The 24,394-nt window shown below is 64.1% G+C and carries 21 protein-coding genes; 9 read left to right on the top strand and 12 right to left on the bottom strand.

Going from position 1 to position 24,394, the window contains the following annotated elements; translation table 11 throughout:
• Window positions 1-39: 39 nt before the first annotated feature.
• From blaOXA to BraRD5C2_RS05895, 4 genes are all read right to left on the bottom strand, one after another.
• The gene (gene blaOXA, locus BraRD5C2_RS05910) at window positions 40-852 is read right to left on the bottom strand and encodes a class D beta-lactamase (RefSeq protein ID WP_223967377.1); all 813 of its coding nucleotides are present in this window, start codon (window positions 850-852) and stop codon (window positions 40-42) included.
• A 72-nt stretch (window positions 853-924) separates the two neighbouring features.
• Complete coding sequence (locus BraRD5C2_RS05905) at window positions 925-1,188, bottom strand: EscU/YscU/HrcU family type III secretion system export apparatus switch protein (protein WP_223967376.1); 264 nt, start codon at window positions 1,186-1,188, stop codon at window positions 925-927.
• Window positions 1,185-2,765: a flagellar hook-length control protein FliK gene (gene fliK, locus BraRD5C2_RS05900; protein WP_223967375.1), complete on the bottom strand. Its 1,581-nt coding sequence runs from the start codon at window positions 2,763-2,765 to the stop codon at window positions 1,185-1,187. Before fliK ends, BraRD5C2_RS05905 begins: the two co-directional genes overlap by 4 nt.
• Before the next feature lie 64 nt (window positions 2,766-2,829).
• Window positions 2,830-3,615, bottom strand: a complete 786-nt coding sequence (locus BraRD5C2_RS05895) for an ATP12 family chaperone protein (protein WP_223967374.1) — start codon at window positions 3,613-3,615, stop codon at window positions 2,830-2,832.
• A gap of 70 nt (window positions 3,616-3,685) precedes the next feature.
• Here BraRD5C2_RS05895 and BraRD5C2_RS05890 point away from each other — a divergent pair, with 70 nt between their 5' ends.
• The 7 genes from BraRD5C2_RS05890 (at window position 3,686) to BraRD5C2_RS05860 (ending at window position 12,900) form a co-directional block, all read left to right on the top strand.
• Window positions 3,686-4,141 carry a hypothetical protein gene (locus BraRD5C2_RS05890; RefSeq protein ID WP_223967373.1) on the top strand — a complete coding sequence of 152 codons (456 nt, stop codon included), beginning with the start codon at window positions 3,686-3,688 and terminating at the stop codon, window positions 4,139-4,141.
• A gap of 105 nt (window positions 4,142-4,246) precedes the next feature.
• The gene (locus BraRD5C2_RS05885; protein WP_223967372.1) at window positions 4,247-5,056 is read left to right on the top strand and encodes an IclR family transcriptional regulator; all 810 of its coding nucleotides are present in this window, start codon (window positions 4,247-4,249) and stop codon (window positions 5,054-5,056) included.
• A gap of 196 nt (window positions 5,057-5,252) precedes the next feature.
• Window positions 5,253-6,434 (top strand): aminotransferase class V-fold PLP-dependent enzyme, encoded by a 1,182-nt coding sequence (locus BraRD5C2_RS05880; RefSeq protein WP_223967371.1) that lies wholly within the window; start codon window positions 5,253-5,255, stop codon window positions 6,432-6,434.
• A 98-nt stretch (window positions 6,435-6,532) separates the two neighbouring features.
• A complete protein-coding gene (locus BraRD5C2_RS05875) occupies window positions 6,533-7,831 on the top strand; it encodes a dicarboxylate/amino acid:cation symporter (protein ID WP_223967370.1) in 1,299 nt (432 codons plus the stop codon).
• A 459-nt stretch (window positions 7,832-8,290) separates the two neighbouring features.
• The gene (locus tag BraRD5C2_RS05870; RefSeq protein ID WP_223967369.1) at window positions 8,291-10,027 is read left to right on the top strand and encodes a multicopper oxidase family protein; all 1,737 of its coding nucleotides are present in this window, start codon (window positions 8,291-8,293) and stop codon (window positions 10,025-10,027) included.
• Entirely contained in the window at window positions 10,027-12,201 is a 2,175-nt protein-coding gene (locus BraRD5C2_RS05865; protein ID WP_223967368.1) for an alkaline phosphatase family protein, read from the top strand. Before BraRD5C2_RS05870 ends, BraRD5C2_RS05865 begins: the two co-directional genes overlap by 1 nt.
• Window positions 12,202-12,441: 240 nt before the next feature.
• A complete protein-coding gene (locus BraRD5C2_RS05860) occupies window positions 12,442-12,900 on the top strand; it encodes a GNAT family N-acetyltransferase (protein ID WP_223967367.1) in 459 nt (152 codons plus the stop codon).
• 63 nt (window positions 12,901-12,963) lie between these two features.
• Here the strand turns inward: BraRD5C2_RS05860 and BraRD5C2_RS05855 are convergent, their stop codons facing one another.
• Entirely contained in the window at window positions 12,964-13,791 is an 828-nt protein-coding gene (locus BraRD5C2_RS05855; RefSeq protein WP_223967366.1) for a hypothetical protein, read from the bottom strand.
• 241 nt (window positions 13,792-14,032) lie between these two features.
• Here BraRD5C2_RS05855 and BraRD5C2_RS05850 point away from each other — a divergent pair, with 241 nt between their 5' ends.
• Window positions 14,033-15,091: an MBL fold metallo-hydrolase gene (locus BraRD5C2_RS05850; RefSeq protein ID WP_223967365.1), complete on the top strand. Its 1,059-nt coding sequence runs from the start codon at window positions 14,033-14,035 to the stop codon at window positions 15,089-15,091.
• A gap of 72 nt (window positions 15,092-15,163) precedes the next feature.
• Here BraRD5C2_RS05850 and BraRD5C2_RS05845 read toward each other — a convergent pair whose 3' ends face one another.
• The 7 genes from BraRD5C2_RS05845 to BraRD5C2_RS05815 form a co-directional block, all read right to left on the bottom strand.
• Entirely contained in the window at window positions 15,164-16,525 is a 1,362-nt protein-coding gene (locus BraRD5C2_RS05845; RefSeq protein ID WP_223967364.1) for a metal-dependent hydrolase family protein, read from the bottom strand.
• Window positions 16,526-16,617: 92 nt separating this feature from the next.
• The gene (locus BraRD5C2_RS05840) at window positions 16,618-17,181 is read right to left on the bottom strand and encodes an HdeD family acid-resistance protein (RefSeq protein WP_223967363.1); all 564 of its coding nucleotides are present in this window, start codon (window positions 17,179-17,181) and stop codon (window positions 16,618-16,620) included.
• Between the two features lie 51 nt (window positions 17,182-17,232).
• Window positions 17,233-18,885, bottom strand: coding sequence for an MFS transporter (locus tag BraRD5C2_RS05835; RefSeq protein ID WP_223967362.1), 1,653 nt, complete (start codon window positions 18,883-18,885; stop codon window positions 17,233-17,235).
• A gap of 71 nt (window positions 18,886-18,956) precedes the next feature.
• Window positions 18,957-19,955: a glutaminase A gene (gene glsA, locus BraRD5C2_RS05830; protein WP_223967361.1), complete on the bottom strand. Its 999-nt coding sequence runs from the start codon at window positions 19,953-19,955 to the stop codon at window positions 18,957-18,959.
• Between the two features lie 309 nt (window positions 19,956-20,264).
• The gene (locus BraRD5C2_RS05825) at window positions 20,265-20,609 is read right to left on the bottom strand and encodes a hypothetical protein (RefSeq protein WP_223967360.1); all 345 of its coding nucleotides are present in this window, start codon (window positions 20,607-20,609) and stop codon (window positions 20,265-20,267) included.
• Window positions 20,610-20,676: 67 nt separating this feature from the next.
• The gene (locus BraRD5C2_RS05820; protein ID WP_223967359.1) at window positions 20,677-21,891 is read right to left on the bottom strand and encodes an amidohydrolase family protein; all 1,215 of its coding nucleotides are present in this window, start codon (window positions 21,889-21,891) and stop codon (window positions 20,677-20,679) included.
• A 123-nt stretch (window positions 21,892-22,014) separates the two neighbouring features.
• Entirely contained in the window at window positions 22,015-23,214 is a 1,200-nt protein-coding gene (locus BraRD5C2_RS05815) for an RluA family pseudouridine synthase (protein WP_223967358.1), read from the bottom strand.
• A 477-nt stretch (window positions 23,215-23,691) separates the two neighbouring features.
• On the opposite strand from BraRD5C2_RS05815, the gene BraRD5C2_RS05810 reads away from it, so the two are divergent.
• Window positions 23,692-24,282, top strand: coding sequence for an alpha/beta hydrolase (locus tag BraRD5C2_RS05810; protein WP_223967357.1), 591 nt, complete (start codon window positions 23,692-23,694; stop codon window positions 24,280-24,282).
• Window positions 24,283-24,394 lie beyond the last annotated feature (112 nt).

Genomic DNA, 24,394 nt, shown 5'->3' with positions numbered 1-24,394 from the left:
CGTGGCACTCACCAGTCGCGGCGCACGCAGATCAGGTCGTCACAGCCCGACGCTATCGGTGAGGCATTGCTGCGTGACGCTCATCCGCGCGTCGATCTGGGCCTGGGTCTTGCAGTCCATGTTCATCGCGAACACGGTGATGTCGCTGCCCTTCTCGGCCCAGCCGACCAGCCAGCCGAGCGAGCCGTGCTCCTTGTCGGTGAGGCCGGTCTTGGCGCGAATGACGGCATCGCCGACTTTCGTCACGGGAAGGATATCGCACACCAGTTGCTGGCTGCGCTTGCCGACCGGCAGCACGCCGCGGCGCAGCCGGTCGAGGAAATCGATCTGCTGCACCGGATCGATGCGCAGATTGCCCGTCACCCAGAACTGGTCGATGCCGCCGCCGATGTCGCGGTTGCCATAGTCGATGACGTCGAGATACTTCTGCATCCGCTCCGCGCCGATCCGGCGGGCGATCTCCTGAAACACCGGGAAGGCCGACACCGCGAGCGCCGAGCGCAGCGTGTGGTCCTTGTTCCAGGCCTCGATGCTGCGCGTTGTGCCGTCCCACTTGAAGACGTCTTTGTCCGGGTCCTGCACCACGCCGGTCTCGAGCGCGATCAGCGCGTTCGGGATCTTGAAGGTCGAGGCCGGCAATTTGCCCTCGCCCGAACGAACCTTGTCGCTCGCGATGATCAGATAGTCGTCGACCTTGTAGCCGACGAAGGTGCCCTCGGTTCCGAGATCGAAGAACCTCTTTTGCAGATCCTCGCGAAATTCGCTGCGCTGATAGGAGACGTTGGCGAAGCTGCGCGACGGCAAAATGGCTGCGGCGGCAAGCAGGCCGAGCGCACGGCGGCGATGAATCACGAGAGGACCTTGGGTTGGTTCGTGTCGATAACGATGGTGGATGCCATCGTGGTGAAAGGATGGCAACAGGGGTTAGCGCACCCGGCCCGACAGCCGCAGCACGAACACCAGCACCTCGGCGACGGCCTTGTAGAGCTCGGCCGGGATCTCGTCGCCGAGCTCGACATTGGAGAGCGCGCCGGCCAAGACCTCGTTCTCCTCAATCGGGATGTCGTTGGCCTTGGCAACCTCGATGATCTTGGCGCCGATCGCGCCCTTGCCTTTCGCGACCACGCGCGGCGCGCCGGCGTGGTCGTAGTGCAGTGCGACCGCGAGCTGGTTCTGCGTCTCGCTCATGATGCGCGATCCAGGAAATGGCCGGCGCGTGCGGGCGCGGGCTGCGGCGGGCTGCCGTCGCGGATATCGATGTCGCCGGGCGTAAGCTCTGCCCTGGTCAGCGCCTGGCTCAGCTCGAAAGCGCCGGCGCGCAGCTGCGCGGCGGTCGAGGGACGCTCGGCCCACATCCGCACCGAGGTGCGCTCGCCGTTCAGCGAGACCAGCGCGTGCACGGGCCCAGCCGGCTCGACGTCGAGCGTGAAGCGCGCCCGCCACACCCGCTTGGCGGCTTCGACCTCGTTGCCGCCGCCGTCGCGGGAAATCTCGAACTGCGCCATCGCCGTGCCCTGCTGGGTCAGGAACGGGATCTCGAAATTCCAGCGCGGCACCATGGCGTCGAGCTGCGGACGCGTGCCGTCGCCACGGTCCGACAGCGAGGCGATCTGCAGCAGGGTCTGCCGCGCCAATGCCGCGTCGGTGTTTTCCAGCAGGCGATGCGCGGCGGTCGAAAGCGGCGTGCCTGATGCAATCGACGGCTCCGCAACGGCCTGCGCCGACGGCAGCGCGCCGTGAAACGGCGGTGGCGGCGTGCTGCTGCGTGCGGGCACGTCGCCGGGCAGCATCTCCCGCGGCGCGGCGCCCTGCCGTGCCGGATTGCCGAGCTCGTGCAACGCTTCCTGAATGAGATTGAGCGCGCCGCCGGATGACGGGCCGGCATCGAGCGCATCCGCGAGCGCGCCTGCGAGGCGGGTGGCGCCGCGGGTGAGATCCTCGGCAATCGGCACGCGCGCCTGCGGCAGCAGGATCTCCTGAACCTCGAGCTCGGGCATTGACGGCGGCACGATGCTCGGCGCCGTGCCGGCACTGGCGAGCGACTGCTGCTGCAGCGGCGTGGACGCGGGCCTTGTGGCATCGCCGGCGCCGAGCGAAGTCAGCGCCTGGCGCAGCACGATTAGCGCGGCCTTCAAGTCGGGCGCGCCGCCGCCCGCGGGTGCTACGGCCGCGGCGAGCGTCGCCTCCAGCAGCACGCCGGATTTCTGGAATCCCGCCTTGACGGCATCGCCGCTCAAATTCTCGTTGAGGCCGGTCTGCTGCGCCAGCACCTGCGCGATCGCAGCCTGCAGCTTCGGCGGCAGATTGGCCGCAGCGACCGCCGCAAGGTTGGCAAACAGCGGCGCCTGGCTGCCCTGGACGGCGGCCGCATGCTGCGCCGTCGCGGTGATGGTGATGCGCTCGAGCGGCGTCAACACGGCCTTCGGCGCCGTGGCGACGGGTTGCGGAGCAGCGGTGACGTTGGCCGCTGCCGGCGACAATTGCACGGCATCGCCCGTGTCAGCCCCCGGCCCGACCAGTTGCAGGCGGATGCCGTCGCTGGTCTGCGATACCGCAAGCTGCAGATTCTGGCCCTGTTGCAGCGGCACCTCGGTCTGGACGTCGATCGACAGGCTCGCGATCGCGATCCGCACCAGGTCGGCGGACAACACCTTCAGCACCTGCGCATTGACGACGCTGCCGGCCTCCAGCGTGAGGTCGGGCGCAACGCTGTCCGCCTCTTTCGAAGCGAGCACCGGCAGCACGGGATTGACGGCGATAGCCATGTCGGAGGTCTCGGCCAGGCGGCAGGGTCAAACCGCAGGCTAGCCCGGCGCCGTAAACCCCTCGTTAACCGGCGGCCGACCTGAACTCCCTCAGGACGCCGGCGGCGGCCTTGAAATCGACCTGGCGGGCGGCGCGGCGCGCGGCGACCTCCTCGTCGACGCCCCATTTCTCGATGTTCCAGTCCTCGTCGACATGGGCAGCGGCCCAGACCTGGTCCTCGTCACGGACGCCATGCGCGAGCGCCAGCGCCAGCAGCGCCGAGCCGGTCAGCGTCGTCACCACATGGAGCGCAGCGACCGACCATGGATCGGTCGGGAACGCCGCCCGCGCCGCCTTGATCGCGGGCTCGGGCTGGCCGACATGCATGACCCCCTCCGCCATCACGAAATGGGCGCCGAGCGCATCGGCGGCCCAGAACAGGATCGGGTCCCAATGCCGGGCCTCGCGCGCCACCAGCGTCTCGGGATGGCCGGCGCGATAGCACAGCAGGTCGCTGCCGAGGAATTTTGCCGCATCGTCGGCGACCTCGTCGACGCGATCGATCACCCCCTCGATCACGCTGTTGGCGAGGCGCGTCAGCGGCATGGTCATGGGATCGATGGTCTCGCCCTGCGCATTCCATTCCGCCGCGACCGCATCCGCGATGGCGCGGGTCGGCAGCACGACCGGCTTGCCGGAGGGCGAGCGGATCTGCTTGCCGTCGAGCGTGACCGAAAATCCACCATCGGCCTCGGCCACGCCGGCGCTGGTGTAGAAGCGCTTGCGCCGCGGCGTGCGGATATGGCGCCGCACCGCCTCCTGCGGATCGAGCGGGGATTGTTCTGGAACGTCGTCGAAGAGTTCGCGCATTGCGCCGGCCGGCTTTCGTTTGGGAGGATTTCCCTGCAAGATACGTCAGCGGCAACGGCAAATAAAGCTGATGGAACGCGCCCAGATCCTTGCGGGTTTTCTGCTGGTTGCGGCCGCCTTCGGGGCCGCCCGTGCCGACGCCGGGTTCCGTTCGCCGGAATCACTGATCCGCAACGTCTACGCCTACTATGGAAGAGGCAGCCCGGCATTTTCGAATGGCCTGCCGCGCGACGACGAAACGGCCCGGCAATTCTTCGATTCCAGCCTGCGCGGCGCCTGGACCGCCCTGCACGACGCACCGTACGATTTCCTGGTGCAGAGCCCGACCTGGCGGCTCGGCCCGATCTCGATCGCAATTCCGCGCCGGCAGTTCGACAAGACGGATGTGACGGTCACGTTCGACAATGAGGGGCGCGCGGTCACGCTCACCTTCATCGTCGTCAACGGTCCCGACGGCTGGCTGATTGAGGACGTCGAGAGCCCGCACGATTCGTTGCGGATGTTTCTCGTACAGTTCAGGCGATAACCCACAGCGATCCTCATATCGAGGCCTGCATCGCGATCCGAAAGGAGCCTTTCCGCTTGCTTTGTTGTAAAGCTGGCGGGCGACATCGACACCGAGGAATGGATCGTGGCCAACGAACCTGACAGCTCCAATGACGGGCCGCTGGATCGGGCCATCGCGATCCTGGTCTTCGTTGCCGAACAGAAGAAGGCTCTGTCGGCCGCCGAGATCGCCGCCGCGCTTTCCCTTCCACTTCCGACTGCGCATCGGCTGATCGGCAATCTCGAAGCCCGAGGCCTGATCCAGAAGGCGCTCGGCACCAAGCGCTATGTGGTCGGAAGCAAGTTGGTGACGCTCGCCGCCAAGACGATTGGGGCAGCGTTTCGCTCCGTGCGCCGGCATGCTGTGCTGAGTGCAGTGGCCGACCGCATCGGCGAGCAGTGCGAGATCGGCGTCGTCCGCGACAACGTCGTGGTCTACGTCGACAGCGTCCGTTCCAAGCAACAGCAGGCGTTGCAGTTCAATCCAGGCGAAGCGGCACCGCTGCATTGCACGTCGACGGGCAAGATCTACATGAGCCGGCTGCCCGCGAAGGTCCGCGAGCGGCTGGTCAGGTCACTCGCCCTCGTCCGGTACACGCCGACCACGATCGCCGACCCCGACGAATTGCTGGCCTTGCTCGAGGAGACCCGGCGCAGAGGCTGGGCGAAGACCAACGAGGAATTCGTCCGGGGTGTCGTAGGTTGCGCGGTGCCGATCGTCTCGCCGGCCGGCGATCTGATCGCATGCCTCGGCGTATCTGTGCCTGCGGCGCGTGTCGGTTTCGCAGGCCTCGACGCCTTCATCGCTCCATTGCAGGAGGCGGCGGCGCTGTTGTCCGAAACCATTCTACAGGAATATGAAGACGAATTCGAAGATTCTCATTTTTCGGAATGAATACTCTCGTTTTCCGGATTTAATCTCGATCTCGCACAAATCCTGTGTATTCTCGGGGCAGATGATTGAGCTGACCATGATTGAGGCAGCTCGCTCCAAGTCCGCATGCCGACACCAGAACTGATCGACGCCGCCAGCCGATCCGGCGGAACGTTTTGCCGTGCCCAAAGCCCACGCCTGAGCCACCGGAGTGATCATGCGCCAGCACTACGACGTTGCAACCGTTCGCAAGGCCTTCCCGGCCACGGAGCACGTGGTGTACCTCGACAGCGGCTTTCAAACGCCTCTCTCCCGTCCAGTGAAGGAAGCCTACGAACGCTTCCTATGGGAAAGCTTCGAAAACGCCGGCCCGAAGCAGATCTGGCTGAACCGCCTCGAAGAGACCCGTGCGAAAGTCGCTGATTTCCTCGGGGTCGAGCCGCACGAAATCGCGTTCACCAAGAACACCTCCGAGAGCATGAACATCGCCGCCAACGCGCTGCCGCTTCGCGCCGGCGACAAGGTTCTGATGATCCACGGCGATCATCCCAATAACGCCTATGCCTTCCTCAATCTGCGGAAGAAGGGCGTCGAGATCGTCTTCATCCCCATGACTGACGTGGTGGATGCGGAAAGCTTCCGGCCGCATATCGACGAACGGACGCGGGCAATCTCCATGTCTCACGTCACCTTCCATGCCGGCCACCGTTTCGACGTGGCGAGCGTCGGCGAACTCTGCGCGCAGCATTCGCTCTACTTTGTCGTAGACGCGATGCAGGGCATCGGCGTGGTACCGATCGACGCCAAGGCCATCAAGGCCACGTTCATCGGTTCCGGCACGCATAAGGGCCTGCTCGTGCCACAGGGGCTCGGTCTTCTGTACTGGGATGCGACGCGGACCGAGCTGGAGCCGGCCTACCTCGCGGCGGCAAGTCTTGCAGAACCGCCGCTCGACTTCATCGCCAGACCGGACAACGTGGCCCTGCCCGCGACCGCGGGCCGCTTCGAGCTCGGCAATTTCAACCTTCCGGCAATCCAGGCGCTCGGCGCGGCGATCGACTTCATCAATCAGATCGGGATTGAGAAAATCCAGCAACACTGCTTCGACCTCGGCGATTACCTGATCGACCGCCTCGATCGGCTTGATATCGGCCTGGTCGGGCCGCGAGAGCGCCAGCATCGCGCGCCGCACATCTACGTCATCGCCTTGCCTGCTGCCGACTGGCTGGACTACTTCACGCAGAACGGCATCCGCATCTCGCCGGAGCGCGACGGCATCCGCGTGTCGCTCGGCATGTTCAACACCATTGAAGACATCGACCGCCTGATCGAGGCCATCCGAGCCCGCAACGCACCGTCAACCCGGGCCCGCACGGCCGTCCTGTCAAAGCTCGGATAGCCGGACCGGCTCTCCGTATTGTTTAGCAGCACTCCGAGACGCCGGAAGGCGCGCCACAGCTCGGACGTTGCAACTCTCCGGTGGCGAAGGATCACGTCATGCAGGCAGGCAGCAGAACCCAGACCCCGAACAAGCTGACCACATACATCATGGTGAGCCTGTTGCTCGGTATCGCCGTGGGTTACGCGTGCAACGTTCTCGCGAGCCCGGAACAAGCCAAGGCGATCGCCGGCTATTTCACAGTTGTGTCGGATATTTTCCTGCGGATGATCAAGATGATCATCGCGCCGCTGGTGTTCGCGACCATCGTCTCGGGAATCTCCAGCCTCGGCGCGAGCGGCGGTGCTGTGGGGCGCGTCGCCGTCAAATCGCTGGCCTGGTTCATCACCGCGTCGGTGGCGTCGCTGTCGGTCGGGCTCGTGCTCGCGAACCTGCTGCAGCCCGGGCACGGCCTTGGTCTCGCGCTCCCCGACGCCAACGCCACGGCCAATGTCCAGACCAGCAGCCTGAACGTCAAGGACTTCGCCGCGCATGTCTTCCCCATCAGCGTCGTGCAAGCGATGGCCGGAAACGAAGTGCTGCAAATCCTCGTCTTCGCGATGTTCTTCGGCTTTGCGCTCAGCGCCGTGAAGGGCACGCTGGCCCCCGACATCGCGCGGTCGATCGATCAGATCGTTCCTGTGATGCTGAAGTTCACCGACTACGTCATGCGCTTTGCCCCGGTCGGCGTGTTCGCAGCGATGGCCGCGGTCATCACCACGCAGGGGCTTGGGGTTCTCGTCACCTATGGAAAGTTCGTCAGCGCCTTCTACTTCGGACTGGCGGTGCTCTGGGCGATCATCATCGGCGCGGGCAGCGTCGTGCTCGGCGGCACGATCCGGAACCTGCTTCGCCTGCTCCGGCAGCCGATGATGATCGCCTTCTCGACGTCAAGCAGCGAGGCAGCCTTCCCGAAGATGATCGAGCAGCTGATGAAGTTCGGCGTTTCGGAGCGGATCACCGGCTTTGTCCTGCCGCTCGGCTATTCGTTCAACCTCGACGGTTCGATGATGTACCAGACCTTCGCCGCGCTGTTCGTCGCGCAAGCCTTCAACATCGAGATGCCGATCACGACCCAGATCGCGATGCTGCTGCTTCTGATGATCACCAGCAAGGGCATCGCCGGCGTGCCGCGCGCATCGCTCGTGGTTGCCGCTGCGACCCTGCCCACCTTTGGCCTGCCGGCGGGCGGCCTTGTCCTGCTGATCGGAATCGACGCCTTTCTGGACATGGGGCGGACGATGACCAATGTCATCGGAAACGGCGTCGCAACCGCCGTCGTTGCAAAATGGGAGAACGAGTTGAGCGAGCCTGTCGAGCAAGACGCCAAATTCCTGCCGACGGCCGTCGCAGGATAGCGCGAGATTGCGGCCTCGAAGCCACGAGGCCGCTCGCTGGAACCTGTTCGTTGCCGACGCGCTTGCACATGACAAGATCGGTGACACCGAAAAAATATCTGACGGCTGCCTGCGCGTCCTGCTTTCTCCGCAATGCGATCCGCGAATGGCGCATCCGATTGATCGCACAGCAGGTTTGAACGGCGCGCGCATTTCTGCGTCGAAGTGCCGCAAGATGCTGTCATCCGCGTGTTAAAAACCTGCCAGATTTCGGCAACAACGCGCGGCTAGCGTTCCGACACCAAACAGAAGCATTTGTCGACCATCGCGGTCGCAAGACGTGGACCGACGTCACGCGTGGCGTCCGTGCGCGCTTGCGCGCCTATGTCGACGTATTGGCGGGGCGGCGTGGCACGACGACTTTCGACCGTTTGTTGTGTCATCGTCGCGGCTTGCCTCGGGCTTGCTGCGAGCGGCGCAATGGCGTGGCTCGGCGCAACGGGCTTGCAGAATGCGCCGCGCACGCAACAGGACGTTTGCGCGCGGCCTGAGCCCGGAAGTGCGATCGAGGAACCCGCCGAATTGCGCAGCCGCGATGGCGTGCTCGAAACCGACCTCAGCATCCACGATCAGAAGCTGCCGGATGGCACGAGCCGCTATTGCTATCTGACGCCGGACGGCAGGCCGTCGCCGACCCTGCGCGTGAGGCCGGGCGATCAGCTGGTCATCCATTTCAAGAACGACCTCGTCGATCTCGATACGGCAACGCCTGCGATCGACCGCCCGCTCGCCGGTGCGCCGATCTGCACGACGCGAAAGCAAGCCGACATTTGCGAGAGCGGCGCGATGACGCCGATCTCGACCAATCTGCACTTTCACGGGCTGACGGTGCCGCCGGTCTGCCATCAGGATGACGTGCTGAAGACCTCGATCCAGCCCGACGACGCGCCGTTCGAATACCGCTTGCGCATCCCGGACGACGCGCCGCCCGGTCTCTATTGGTATCACCCGCATCTGCACGGCTTCAGCAAGACGCAGGTGCTCGGCGGCGCCTCGGGCGCCATCATCATCGAAGGCATCGAGCGCGCCGATCCACAGCTCGCTGGCCTCCCCGAGCGCGTGCTCGTGATCCGCGACCAGGATCTCGTCAATCCCGACGCGCCGCCGTCGAAATCCGAGCCGGTGATGACCAAGAGCCAGCTCGACAATGACGGCGACGTCGCCAACTCCGGCACCGGCTTCGGCAAACCGTCGAAGGACCTCTCCGTCAACTTCGTGCCGGTACCCTATCCGAATTATCCGCCGGCGACGCTGACGATGAAGCCGGGTGAGCGGCAGCTCTGGCGGGTGCTGAACGCGTCCGCGATCACCTATCTCAACCTCGCGCTGCTGGTCGGCCGCACACCGCAGCAGATCGGGATCGTCGGGCTCGACGGCGTGCCGCTGCAATTCCAGGGCAGCCCCTCGCCGTCAGTGCAATGGGTCAACCATATCGGCCTGCCGCCGGGCTCGCGTGCCGAATTCATCGTCGAGGGCCCGCCGGCTGGCAGCTCGGCCCTGCTGGTGACGCGCGCGGTCGACACCGGGCCCGCCGGCGAGAACGATCCCAACCGCGCCCTGGTGGCAATCACGTCCTCAGTCGATGCAAGCGAGCCGCAGGCCGCGTTGCCGGCTCACGCCGAGCCGCTACCGCGTCCGGAGCGGCCGTGGGTCGGCAACGTCGCACCGGTGCGCATCCGGAAGCTGTTCTTCTCCGAGCAGCCGGAGAACCCGAACGATCCGAACAGCCCGACCAAATTCTTCATGACGCTCGACGGCGAGACGCCGAAGCCGTTCGATCCGCAATCGGACATTCCCGACATCACCGTGAGACAGGGCGACGTCGAGGACTGGATCATCGAGAACCGCTCGATGGAGCTGCATGATTTCCACATCCATCAGCTGCACTTCCAGCTGCTCGACTGGTCCGGCGTCGCCGTCAACGAGCCGTTCCTGCGCGATACCGTCAACGTCCCCTACTACAACGGCCGGATGCTGAAATATCCGAGCGTGCGCCTGCGCATGGATTTTCGCGATCCCAACATCGTCGGCACCTTCGTCTACCACTGCCACGTTCTCGAGCATGAGGACGGCGGCATGATGGGACGCATCAGGGTCGTGCCGCGAGACACTGCCAGTTCCACCAAGCCACTTAGTCTGCAAAAAGGAGAGCTTTAATGCGCGACAAGCACAGGTCACGTTGGCTGCAAGGTTGCCGCCTCACCCTCAGCGCACTTGCGTTGGGCCAGTTCACCGCCGGCCCGGTGCTGGCAGAGGACTGGAATCATCACGGTGGACACGAGACGCGGTCGCCGATCAAGCATGTGATCGTCATCATCGGTGAGAACCGCAGCTTCGACCACGTGTTCGCCACCTACGTGCCTGAGCGGCGCGAGGAGAGCGTGTTCAACCTGCTCTCGCAGGGCATCGTCAAGCTCGATCACAACAAGAACGCCATCCCCGGGCCGAACTTCGAAAAGGCGCATCAGCAGGCAGCGACCGATACCGGCCTGAACGACGCGTTCCTGCTGAGCCCGCCGAAGCAGAACTTCCCCAAGGATCAATTGCCGGCTCCGCTGGTCGGCGGCCCCAAGGTCTCCTACATCCCGAACAAATGCGGCAGCTCGCCGATCACCACCTGCGAAGCGTCGCTTGCGCTGGCGCAGCAGTCGGAATCCGGCCTGCCGTCCGAGTACTACCAGTTCCTCCTGAGCGGCGGCACCGGTCAGAGCTCGCAGACCCCCGACCAGCGCATCACCAATGTCAGCGCGCTGCCGGCCGGCCCGTTCCAGCTCACCAACACCGACGCGATGCCCTACGATTCCTATTCGGCAAGCCCGGTGCATCGCTTCTACCAGATGTGGCAGCAGCTGAACTGCAACCACTCGGCCGCCAGCCGCGACAATCCGTCGGGCTGCGGCGGCAATCTGTTCGCCTGGGTCGAAGTCACCGTCGGCGCCGGCGCCAACGGTGCGGCGCAGCCCTCGAACTTCTCCACGGAATACGCGCCGACGGCAACGACCACGGGTGAAGGTTCGACGGCGCTCGGCTTCTACAACGTGCAGAAGGGTGACGTGCCCTACTTCACCTCGCTCGCGCAGAAATACGCGATGAGCGACAACTTCCACCAGTCCGTCAATGGCGGCACCGGTGCCAACCACATCATGTTCGGCCATGCCGACATGCTCTACTTCAGCGACACCTACGGCAACGCCGCCGTACCGCCGAACGGCACGCAGGTGTTCGGCGGTACGCCCGACGCCGGCATCGTGCATCAAATCGAGAATCCGAACCCGGCGTCCGGCACCAACAACTGGTACACCGAGGACGGCTACGGCGCCGGCGGCAATGGCGGCTTCCCGCCGCCCTTCCAGACCAGCCCGGTGTCCGGCGGCGGCTCCTACAGCGATTGCTCGGATCCGACCCAGCCCGGCGTCAAGCCGATCCTGGACTATCTGAAGGGGATCCGGATCAACGCGAATTGCGAACCCGGCCACTATTATCTCTTGAACAACTACAATCCGGGTTACTTCGGCAACGGCAAGAACGCCTACACCGACACCAACCCGTCCAACACCCCGTTCACCATCCCGCCGTCGACCCGCAAGAGCATCGGCGACAGCCTGAACGAGCGGAACATCTCCTGGAAGTATTACGGCGACCAGTGGAACAACTACGTCAACGATCCCTACCAGCTCAACTGGGGCGTGGCCGGTCCGACCGCCGACGAGTACTGCAACATCTGCAATCCGTTCCAGTACGACACCTCGATCATGTCGCACCCGGACCAGGTCGCAGCCCATATCAAGGACTCGGTTGATCTCTACTCCGACCTCTCCAAGCACTCGCTGCCGGCGGTCTCCATCGTCAAGCCGAGCGGCTTCACCGACGGTCACCCGTCGTCCTCCAAGCTCAATCTGTTCGAAGGCTTCGCCAAGAAGATCATCGACCAGGTCCAGGCCTCGGACTATGCGAAGGACACCGCGATCTTCATCACCTTCGACGAAGGCGGCGGCTACTTCGACTCCGGCTATGTGCAGCCGCTCGACTATTTCGGCGACGGCACCCGTATTCCGCTGATCGTGGTGTCGCCGTTCGCGCGGCACGGCCACATCTCGCATGAATATGCCGATCACGTCTCGATCATCAAATTCATCGAGCGGAATTGGCGCCTGGAGCCGATCACGAATCGCAGCCGCGACAACTTCCCGAACCCGGTTGCGGCGCCCGGCAATCCCTATGTTCCGGTCAACAGCCCGGCGCTCAGCGATCTGTTCGACTTCTTCGACTTCGACGACGGCGGCCATCATCATGGCGGCGGCTGGGATCATGACGGTGGCTGGGACCACTGACGACTGCACCTAGCGAGACAACAATCCGCCGGCCGAAAGGCCGGCGGATTTCGTTTCGGACCAGGTCAATCGACCTTGTAGCCCGCATGAGCGCCAGCGATATGCGGGAGCTCGTGGCCCCGGATATCGCTTCGCTCATCCGGGCTACGCCCCACCGTGCCTCGGTGGCCCTTGAACTTGCCCTCAGCACGGCGCAAAGCGTGTCTGACGCTACCGTTCGTCTCCATGGAATCTCGTTCAATGACGCCAGTCGCTTTCCGCAAGGCTCAACCCGCCGATCTTCCGGCAATCATCGCGCTCCTCGCCAACGACGTGCTGGGGCAGCAGCGCGAGGATGCGAGCTCGCCGCCGAACCCACGCTATGTCGACGCATTCGAGGCCATCCTCGCCGATCCCAACCAATTGTTGGTCGTGGCAACCCTCGACGACGAGATGATCGGGACCCTTCAACTCAGCTTCATTCCCGGAATCGCACGGCTGGGCGCCTGGCGGGGGCAGATCGAGGCGGTCCGAATTGCCGAGACGCACCGCAGCTCCGGCGTCGGGCAACAGATGTTCGAATGGGCGATCGCGCAATGCAAGGCGAGAGGCTGCGATCTCGTGCAGCTCACCACCGACAGGGCGCGCCCCGACGCACACCGCTTCTATGAACGATTAGGATTCGTCGGCAGCCATGTCGGCTACAAGCTGACGCTCTAACCCTTCACCGGCCGGTCAGAGTACGCCTTCTGACCTTCGGCCAGCAAAGCGCACGAACCATCATCAGGCCGTTCGGGGAGCCCTGTTAAGTCGACTGCCATAGTCCAAATAGAGTTTTGAGGTGATTGACGCGAGCACGGCCACGATCAGCACCACTTCGGCCGCCTGCAAGATAACGCCGATGGCCTGAGAAGCTGAAGGTAGCCCGGGCGACGAACCGGCGCCCTTGGGAGCGAGGATCACCCCGTCGACCCCGGCGAATGGAAGAGTTGGGAGCAAGCCAAGGGCGACGGCACAGAATATTTGGTAGGTATGTCCCCTGCTGTCGTCTCGGGCGTTGCGCCACTCGGCACCGGGCGCATCTACAGCCAAGGCCGGAAACAGAATGACGATTCCCAATATCGCGGTCCCTACAATAAAGCCGGTCACGAGAACCGCAATGAAGCCTCCGACAAGTGCCCAGAATGCCGGACCTTCGTTGCCCGGCGAAATCGGTTGCCCCGGGACCAGCGGCGCACCAAAGATGAAATGCCCGAGCACGAACCAAATCGCGATCGAGAGCCACAGAACCTGGATCGCAACGGCCAGGATGAAGTATCGCCGGACGCGTTGATCGGTCGGGTTGAGCGCATAGCGCGGTGTCACTTCGCCAAGCAAGACGTAACGGTGAACGGCAATCGCAAGCGGAGCCAGCATCAGGCTTTGCGATATGTAAAGACCTTCGGACACCGCAAGGTCAGCCGCGAATGAATAGCCCAGCAACAGTTGGCCCAGTGCCTCGGATACAAGGGTCAGGAGGAACGCCGGTCCAACCACAGGCACCATTTGCGCAATGGCATTCAACGCATCCCGCCAACCGGTCATTGCGATCTTAATGGCGGATGATTGCACGTAAGGTGCCCTACCGGGTCATGTTGCCTCGACGAACGGCTTATTGAAACTGGTCGCAAGCAGATTGTCGAGCCACATCAAGGCAGCGCCCCGGCATACCCACAGCAGCATGCATGCGCGCAGGGACGCGCCCGGTGAGTGGCGCGATCACAACACCTCGATGCGGCGCGGCCGGGCGTTGAGATGCGGCGCGGACTTTGGCAGTCTCGATGAAGACTAGGACGACGCGGGAGCCGACCGCATGCGGCACTTCATTCTTCCGACACCCCTGCTGGCCGTCATCTGGCTGCTGCTGCCGCTTCCCGCCCAATCGGCGCCCTGCCTGCTCGTCACCTTGACCGGCACCATGAGCGGCCCCGCCCTGCGCAATGGCGTCGCGGGCGCCGGCACACTCGTGCGCTACGGAGACGACAGTGCCGATTGCGGCACGCTGAAGCTGCAGTTCGACGCAGGCCGCGGCACCGAACTGCGGCTGTCGCAACTGGACATCGAACCCGGCCAGATCGACGCCGTCTTCCTCACGCATATGCACTCGGATCACACCGAGGGCCTCGTCGACCTCCTGCTCGCGCGCTGGAACTGGAATTCGGGCGGGGACAAGCTCGATGTCGTCTGCAGCAGCGATGCGCCCTCGCCGCTCGGCTTCACATTGAGCTGCGGCAAATTTGTCGCGCATATCGGCGACGCCTTCATTCAGTCCGGCGAAATCGCGCAGCGGGTTTCGGAGGACAAGAGACGGTTGGCTGGCGGACCTACTGAGCTTGTGCATCTCGTCACATTCGAGCCGACGGACGAACCGCAGGTGATCTGGTTGAAGGGCGAGGTCCGCGTGAGCGCGATCCGCTCGACCCACATCGCGGGCCATGCCTCCTATCGCGTCGACACGCCGGTCGGCAGCGTCGTGATCGGAGGCGATGCTAGCAATGACAGCGCCGCTCCGCCGCGCCCCACTTCGACGTCGGCGCAAGTCGAGAAGCTGGCACAAGGCGCCGACGTGATCGTGCACTCGACCATGCATCCCATCATGGGTCCGGAGCGCGACAGCGGCATGCCGCCGCCCGTGTTCTACCGCCAAAGCCTGACGCCCGACCTCGGCGCCATGGCAAAGCGTGTGGGCGCCAAATATTTGGTGCTGACCCACCTCGCGCCGCAAGTCGGGGCAACGCATCACGGCCCCTACAAGGTCCCCGGTGGCGCGCTCACCGAGGGTGACTATCGCGCCGCCGCCGAAGCCGGCGGATTTACCGGCACGACGATTGTCGGCTCGGATCTCGCCACCTTGCGCCTTCCTCCCAAATAGACCGACGCAGCGCGACAATGAATGAATGTCGGCCCTCGCGCTTCAGTCACGGGTGTTGGCGCAGAGCCGCGTCTACCTGTTGCGGTCGCCACCAAGAAGATTCTTGTAGACCTTTCCATCCTTCATGATGACCAGGAAGTTCTTTGCCGGATCTTCGATCAGTTTGATGTTCTCGATCGGATTGCCATCGACCAGCAGAAGGTCGGCCAGCGCGCCTTCCTCCACCACGCCTAGCCTGCCAGGATATGGATTTCGAAGCCCGGACAGACTGAGCAACTCGGCATTCGTCGATGTCGCCATCGCCAGCGCTTCGGCCGGCGTATACCATCGCGTGAGCGTCGTCAGCATGGCGCCCTGCTGGTCAGCGAGCGCCTTCGAGAACAGGACATCCGTGCCGAATGCCGTCTTCAACTTGTACTTCTTCGCGAAGCCGTACACCCTGTCAGTGCCGGCAACGACCTGACGCATCTTCTCCTGCTCAGCGGGTCCAAGGGCACTGGCGCCCGACAGATCGAGAAAGGGCTGCGTGCTCAGCCAAACTCCCTTGTCCGCCATCAGGCGGGCCGACGCGTCGTCCATCAGGTGACCGTGCTCGATAACCTTGACGCCCGTTGCGATCGATCGCTGGACCGCAACCGACGTATAGGCGTGTACGGCGACGTAAGTGCCCCAGTTCTCGGCGGCCTCGACCGCCGCGCGCAGCTCCGGTTCGGTGAACGTTGACACATCGAGCGGACTGAACGGTGACGCCACCCCGCCGCCCGCCGTGAGCTTGACCTGAGATGCTCCCTGCATGAGTTGCTCGCGCGCGCGGACGCGAACTTCATCCGGGCTGTCCGCGACCATGGCGCCACCTATTCTCTCCATGCGGCTGAGCATGCCGCCGATCGTTCTGGGCAGATCGGACAGCTGCCGAAAATCGCCATGGCCGCCGGTGATGGTGATCATGGCACCGGATGGGTAGATGCGCGGGCCGACGACGAGACCCTCGTCGATCGCCCGCTTGAGGGAAAAGGCCGGCCCGCCCATGTCGCGCACGGTGGTGAAGCCTCGCATGAGCGTGGCCGTCGCCTCCGCGGCCGCAAGGAGATTTGTGTAGCCGACGTCGCCAGCTATCGCGGCCGCCGGCGTCGGGCGCACCAGCATCGCATGCCAATGCGCGTCGATCAAACCGGGCATCAGCACCCGTCCGTCGCCGGCGATCACCTGGGCATCAGCCGTGATCGCCGCAGTCGAGATCTTCTCGATCTTGTTGTTCCGGACCAGCACATTGGACGGCCCGGAGAGCGCACCATTCTTGCCATCAAAAATGCGGACGTTCTGGAACAGCACGCCGGCATCCTGCTGCGCTCGCGCCGGCGGCGAACCAACGGGGCTCGCTCCAATCAACGCGACCAATGCCGAAACGCAGAGGCTCTTGCTCAAACCTGACATGTCCACTCTCCGCCGATAGGGCATCGTTCGAGATCGTCATTGATCTGGCTGTGCGCGCGACCTGATGAGGCTGATTGCAGCTCCTCGACGGCCTATTGAGCCGCTCTGGCGGCAGGCTGCAAAGCATAGGTCAGCCATCCCACGCCATGCGACAGCAGATCGATCCCCAGTAGCAGACCGAGCACCCACAGCCCGGTTGCTGGAAACCCGGTCAGAATGACGAGGCCTGCCAGGACGCCAAACATTCCGGATGCCAGCATGATCCAGCCGGACTGCTCCCAATGGCCGATCCCGACCAGCATGCGCACGATCCCCGAGACCAAAAGCAGGAGACCGAGGGCATAGGTCAGGAGCAGCGCGCTCGCCACCGGCTGGCTCAGCAGGACGATGCCGCATGCAAGGTAGAGCACCCCGAGCAGAAGCTGCCACACAAATCCGCCCCAGCCCTTGGTCCAGAACGCGTGCAGGATTTCGAACGCACCGGCGACGATCGCCGTCCAGCCGATGAAGATGGCGCTGATCACGGTGAAAAGCACCACATCTCCCAAGACCAGAAGGCCCGCGGCGATCATCACGAAACCGAGCAGAACGCACACCCAGAGTGGCGGGCCAGGCAGGCCGCGGAGCATTGTGGAGCTGTTCTCATAGGTGGCCATGTCATCCCTCCCTGATCCCAAGGCCCGGCGGGCCCAACGCCCAACATCCAGTCAGGCCGACCGCTCGCCCTCACCCGTCGCTTCATCGCCCGGTATTTCTCCCGGCCGATAATTCGGCAGCCGCCCCGCGGGAATGACCGCAAGCAGAGCAAGGCCGGCCATGATCAGCAATCCAATCTTCAACGCCCGCAGGCGCGCTTCGGTGTTGACCCGGACGGCCTCCTCGACCTGCTGCGGCGTCCCGCTGGTGGCCTCGAGCACACTGCGCAGCCGGTCATTGCTGACGAAGGTGATGTTGCTCAGATCGACCTGGCTCTGAAGCTCCTTGGTCAGCACCGGACTGGCCGCGATCCTGCCGAGCGCGATCGTGCTCAAAAGACCGACGAGAAGAGCTCCGGCCACCGCGGTGCCAACCGCAGCCGCCAGATTCTGTGCGGTTCCGCGCAAGGACCCGACATCCCCCGCCAATTGCTTGGGCGAGGCAGTCACGAGAACGTTGAACAGCAGCGTCACCAGCGAGCCCTGGCCGATGCCGAACAGCACGAGACCAAACAGAACGGGAATCTCGCTCCAGTCATTGCGCACGACGAACGCAAGCCATAGCAACGCGACGGTGCAGAGACCAAAGCCGAAGCGCCCGATCTGTCGAGGCGTCAGTTTGTCGTATAGATTGACGATCAGCATCGCTGAGACAAAAACGGTCAGATTGAACGGCATCATCGCGATCGCCGTCGCGATCGGAGAACGTCCCTGCACGATCTGAATGTAGAGCGGCACCGTAAAGTTCAGGGCAGCCTCAAGCGCCACGACCGCGAACAGCGCGTAGACGGCACACCTCTCCTCCGGCGAGTCGATCACCTCCAACGCCAGCAGCGGTGTCTTCCCTGCGGCTTGCTGCCGGTGCGTCCACATCAGGAATGCCTGCCCGAGTACAATGCCGAGCACGATCAGGATCGGTGCCGGCGACACGCCGAGTAAGTCGAACGGCGCATTACCGGTCGCCAGGATCACTCCCCAGCCGTTCAAATTATTGAATCCGAAACTGATGAAAATGATCGCGCTCGCGGCAAGGGCGACGCCGATCAGATCGATCCGAACATCCGGGCGCCCGCGGTCGGGCCGCAGGCGGAAACTCAGCGCGAAAGCGATCGCCGAGGCGGCGATGAGAATTGCAAACGCGGGGCGCCAGCCGATATAGGTGCCGAGCAACCCACCGATGACAAATGCCAGCACGCCGGCGGCAGCCCGCGCCGAGCCAAGCGCCCCAAGGGCCGTCGCCTGCTGCCGTCCGGCATAATTCTCGGCAATCAGCGCGACGAGTGAGGGCACGATCACCGCGCCCGCAACGCCGCAAAGCGCCTGAGCGGAAATCATGACGGAAGCCGTAGGGCTGAACGTCATCGCGATCTGCGATATCAGGAAAAGCACGACGGCACCGCGAAAGACCTGCACCGCCCCGAACCTTTGGGCGAGCTTCGCGCCAAGCATCACGAACCCGGCCACCAGCATCGAGTAGGCCACGATTCCGGTCGCGACCGTGGTCGGCGGCACCCCGAAGCTCGCCACCATTCCCCCCATCGCTACCGGCAACGACGCGACGTTGAACGACATGATCATCTGACCGAACGCGATCGCAATCATGGGCACCCATGATGCACGCTCTTCCTGCCGAATATCGCCGATCGAGATCGCTTGCGCTGCCATCGTGTCCTCCAACCTGCCCGGCGTTGCGATCGATCGAGCTACAGCTCCACCGATCCTCAGAGCATCTTGTTTCACTCGTCCGGTTGGGACACGAACAGATCCATGCCCAGTCTTTGCGACAGGAACTTCGCGGCGAGCTGCCCTCGCACGCTGTTGCCGGCCGCATCCAGTGGCGGCCCGAAGGTACCGAAACCACCTTTTCCCGGAGACACCGCGACGATGCCGCCACCGATGCCGCTCTTGCCGGGCAGACCGATGTCGTACAGCCAGTCACCTGACGTTTCATACAGTCCGGCAGTGACCATCACAGCCAACGCATAGTGGCAGACCGCCGCATCGACCACCCGCTTCCGGGTAACCGGATTGACTCCACCATCAGCCAGCGTCGCGCCCATCACGGCGAGATCCCTGGCGCTCACATTCAGGGAACACTGCCGGGTGTAGAGATCGGTCGCTTGCCTGGCGTCGCAGTAGATCCGGTCGTAGCTCTCCAGCAACCGGGCGATGCTTCGATTTCGAAAATTGGTCTTCGATGCCGAGGCGTAGACCTCCTCGTTGAGCGAGAGCTTGCGGCCCGCGAAGCGCGAAAGGCCGTCATGAATGAAGCGCCATTGCTCCTCCGTGCTCGGACCCGGCACGAGGCTTGTGGTCGCGATCGCACCCGCGTTCACCATTGGGTTGGTGCGCCCGGCTCCGTGCTCGATCGCCGCCAGCGAATTGAACGGCAGCCCGGTCGCATTGGCACCCAATTTTGCGCGAGCCTCTTCGGGGCCGATCGCCTCGCACACCAGCGCGAACACGAATGGCTTCGACACACTCATGATCGAGAATTCGTAATCGATATCGCCGGCACCGTAGACGCGTCCGCTGGCACCGGCCACGCAGACGCCGAACAGCTCACTCGGCACTCTGGCCAGCGCCGGGTAGACCTGCGAATTGCTTCCTTCGTTGTTCGACTTGAAGCGCAGATGAGCTTGAGACACGAGCTCCTGCACCATCTCGGGATCGGGCAAGTGCCCCGTCGAGATGAAAGGCCGCTCCGCTTGTTCCGCGATCGAAGGTCGCCACATTGGCTCTCCTTCCGGATTTCGACCCTGCTGTTTCAGGTCGTTTAGTCGGCAACCTAAAATAGGCGCAAAAAAAATACGGAGTCAACGATCCGCTCCTGCAGCATTTGCAATGCTTGTGTTGGTCTAGCGCACTTTACGACAAATGAGCTGAACGCGTTGCGCGTCGCAGAAATACAGCGCTATGCAAAATGTGCCACTTCATCGACCCCTGCGACGTTCCAACACAGCTAAGTCAACAAGGCTGCCCCATCGGTCGTGGCGCAATTGAATCAAAAGAGAAATCGTCTTGCCAGCAACGAGCGATTTGCATCAATGGTGCTCGAGAGTACGATCATCGCGTGCGGAGGTGAGCCTGCCGTTTGTCCGGGCAACACCGGCAGGCGGCGATGGTGGAATGACCGCATCACTTGCAGAGTGAGGTTGATCATGGTGGCGCGCGCAAGCGACGGACAGTTTCTGCTGGTAAAGAAGCTTGGTGGGCTGGTTGCTATCGTTCTTGGCTGCTTGTTGACGGCAGTGGGTGTGACGTTCGAATCCACGAGCACAACCGTCGTTGGCGTCCTGTTTCTTGTACTCGGGGCGGTCCTGCTCACGCTCAAGATCATGCGACGAAATCAAAGCGGTCCGTTTGGATAGCCAAACAGATTCGGACATTCGATTGCTTTGAACCGGATCGCTGCGGGTCAACGCTGCGTTTGATTTGCGCGTTCCCGGCCGGCTGTCACGGCTTCTGATAGATCACGTGACCTGCACGGATGGTCATGCTCACCTTCGCAAGATTGGCGACGTCGCTGAGCGGATCGCCGTCGAGCACCACGAGATCGGCGTCAAAACCCTGCTCCACCCTGCCCTTCTTCGCGGCCTTGAAGAACCGTGCCGGATTGGTGGTCAGTGAGGCCAGCACTTGGCGTTCCGACAGCGCGCGGTGCATCAGCTGGAATTCCTGCGTGGTGTCGTACAGCTTGGTGAAGCCGACATCGGTGCCGAACAGCACCGTGCCGCCGTTCTCCGAGAACTGCTTGAGCTGATTGACGGTCGCGGCCACCAGACGGTTGGTGACGTTGGGGTCGAGAACCACCGTCGTGAACAGCGAAAGCGTCGGGATCAGCGCCGTCCCCTGCGCCTTGAACCGCGCCAGCTGGTCATCCGTGTAGCTCCGCTCGCTGGGCGTGGTGTGCGCCAGCACGTCGACGTCGGCTGCGATCACCGTCTCGACGCCGATCTTGTTCTGCGGATGCGCGAACACCGGCCTGCCCTGCGCATGCGCGACGTCGACGGCCGCCTTGGCGATCGCCGGGTCCATGTTGATGACGGGCTTGTCGCCCATGAACGCACCGGTGAACAGCTTGATGCCGTCCTCACCCATCGCGAGCCAGTCGCGCGCCCACTTCGCCGCCTCCTCCGGCGTCGCGGCTTCAGGAAGCTGAATTTCGGGCGGCAGGTAGACGGGATGACCGCCCTTGGGAAACACGTTGCCGGCGAGCAGGATGGTGGGACCTGCGACCTCACCCGCTGCGATGCGTTTGCGCAGCGGCAGCGTGTTGCGTGGATCGGAGCCGAGGTCCCAGACCGTGGTAAAGCCCCATCGGGTCAGCATCTCCTGCATGTGCTGCGTCAGCGGTGCGGCCGGTGTCTCGCCGGCGTTGTGCCAGACATGCTCCGTGAAATGCACGTGGCTGTTCCAGAACCCGGCAACGATGGTCTTGCCGCTGCAATCGATCAGGCGCGCATCCGAGGGCAACTTGACGTCGCCGGACTTGCCGACCGCGCTGATGACGCCGTCCGTGATCACGATCGCCGCATCCGGCAACGCAGCCGCATCGGCCGATGCGTAAAGCGTGCCGCCGCGCAGCACCACGGTCTCGGCATGTGCCGCCGCAGCGGCGACAGCCGAGCCAATCAGGAAAAGCGCGACGCGTAACCAGGTCCCGGTCATGGACAGCCTCTTTGACGGTTGCATGCCGGCAGTGCCCGGCGCGCGGCAACATAGCCGCGGCGCGCTGGGCCGCTTTGATCGTTCTTGCTGTCCGCGACGGATATCGGGAGGCGGCGTCCGCCGTCACTCCTCGGGCGCGTTCTCGATGGGGTCGAACCGGTCGGCCTCGAGCCCGAGCAGATTCCAGGATTGCAGCATGTGCGGCGGCAGCGGCGCTGTCGCATCGATCACGCCGCCGCGCGGGTGCGGAATCACGATGCGGCGGGCGAGCAGATGCAGCCGGTTCTGCAGGCCGCCCGGCAGCTGCCAGTTTTCCTTGTTGAAGTATTTGGGATCGCCGACGATCGCGTGATCGATATGCGCCATGTGGGCGCGCAATTGATGGGTGCGGCCGGTCACCGGCTTGAGCGACACCCAGGCGAGCTTCGTCGCCGAGGTCTCGACCACGGCGTAGTAGGTCACGGCGTGGCTGGCGCCCTCGTCGCCATGCGCTGCGATCCGCATGATGCTGTCTTCCTCGCTCTCCTCCTTGGCGAGATAGGTCGAGATGCGGCCCTGCTTCGGCTTCGGCACGCCGGCGACCAGCGCCCAGTAGATCTTGCGCGCCGAACGATGACGGAACGAGCCGGTCAGAGCGGTCGCGGCAAAGCGCGTCTTGGCGATCAGCAGGCAGCCCGAGGTCTCGCGGTCGAGCCGATGCACCAGCCGCGGCTTCTGGCCCTTGGCGTCGCGCATCACCTCAAGCATGTCGTCGACATTGCGCGTGATGCCGGAGCCGCCCTGAACCGCCAGGCCTGCGGGCTTGTTTAGCACCATCACGTCGGCGTCCTCGAACAGGGTCATGTCCTTGAGATCCTGGAGGGTCTTCTTGGCCGCTTCTGACAGGCTGGCGGCCGCCTTCGGCGTATCGAGCCGCAGCGGCGGAATGCGGACGCTCTGCCCTTCTTCCAGCCGGTCCTTGCTGTCCGCACGCTTGCCGTTGACGCGCAACTCGCCCTTCCGAACGATGCGCTGGATGTGGGAAAACGACAGGCCGGGGAAACGCGCCTCGAGAAAGCGGTCGACGCGCATATTGTCCTCGTCCGCCGTCACCACCACGGTCTGCACCTTGGTCGGCAGCGGCGGCGGTTCGGCGACGCTCTTTTCGGGCTCGGGCGGCACGAATGGCTTGGGCGCCCGTTGCTTGTCGCCAAGGCGCACCGCTGCCGACTTGCCGCCCGCACGATGCGCCGGCCCCCGCTCGGCCGCCGGGCCGCGATGGGGACGCGCGCCTTTGGCGCGCTCGCTCGCTGGGCGGAGAGGTCTCTTGACGCGGCGGCTCATGGGGTTGCAACTCCGAAGTTAAGCCCGTGGGTAGCGCAAATGCCGCGAATCGTCACGGCGAAATCGGTGTGAATCCGGCGCAACAGCGGCCAAGTTCGGCCGCCTGCGGCAATCGAGGGGCCCTGGAATGAGATTGGCACTATCGGCTTTGGCGGCGGCCCTGATGCTGTCAGGGCCGGCGCTCGCCCAAGAGAGCCCTATGCCGGAAGATCTGGCCTGGAAGCTCCTGGAACTCGGCCGCGTCGTCGAGATGCCCAAGACGGCCGCGCTCTACGCGCCGATGCAACAGAAGGAGCCCTATCAGGGCGTCAAGGTCGAGCGCGACGTCAAGTATGGCCCTGCCGACCGGCATCTGCTCGACGTCTTCACGCCGGACACCGCGGCAGCGGCGCCCCGGCCGGTGCTGATCTACATCCACGGCGGCGGCTTCATTGCCGGCAGCAAGCGCCCCCCGGCAGCCCGTTCTACGACAACGTCATGCTGTGGGCCACCCAGAGCGGCTTTGTCGGCGTCAATGCCACCTATCGCCTGGCGCCGGCCTTTCCGTGGCCGGCAGGCGCCGAAGACATGGGCGCGGTCGTGCAGTGGGTCGCGGAGAACATCACCAGCCGCGGCGGCGACCCCGGGCGCATCTTCCTGATGGGCCAGTCGGCCGGCGCGATCCATGTCGCGAGCTATGTGTCACACGGCGAATTCCACAAGGTGAAGGGCGGCGGCCTTGCCGGCGCGATCATGGTGTCGGGCATCTACGATCTGACGGCTTCGCCGGCCGGCGATGCCGAGCTCGCCTATTACGGCTCCGATCCCTCGCGCTACGCCGAACGCTCCTCGTTGCAAGGCCTCGTCGCGAGCCCGATCCCGTTCCTGATCACCGCGGCCGAGCTCGATCCGCCGCGCTTCGTCGAACAGTTCGAGCTATTGAAACAGGCCAGCTGCAAGCGGCCGAGCGGCGGCGCCCGCAGCTTCATGCTGCCGCAGCACAGCCATATGTCCGAAGTCTATGCGATCAACACGCCGGACACGCGGCTGACGGATGAGATTTTCGAGTTCGTGAAGAGCGTGAAGTGACGCGCTAGCGCAATATGAAGTTTTGAGCCGTCGCAGCGGGCGCTGCCAAAATATCGAGAACAACCCCATGCAAAGTAGCCTGCGGCGGCCGGCGTTCGACCAAGCAACTTGA

Origin of the sequence: Bradyrhizobium sp. RD5-C2 (assembly GCF_019972155.1) — a bacterium.
GTDB lineage: Bacteria > Pseudomonadota > Alphaproteobacteria > Rhizobiales > Xanthobacteraceae > Bradyrhizobium.
The sequence above is the reverse complement of the archived record's forward strand: the minus strand, read 5'-3'. Positions and strand labels throughout refer to the sequence as shown.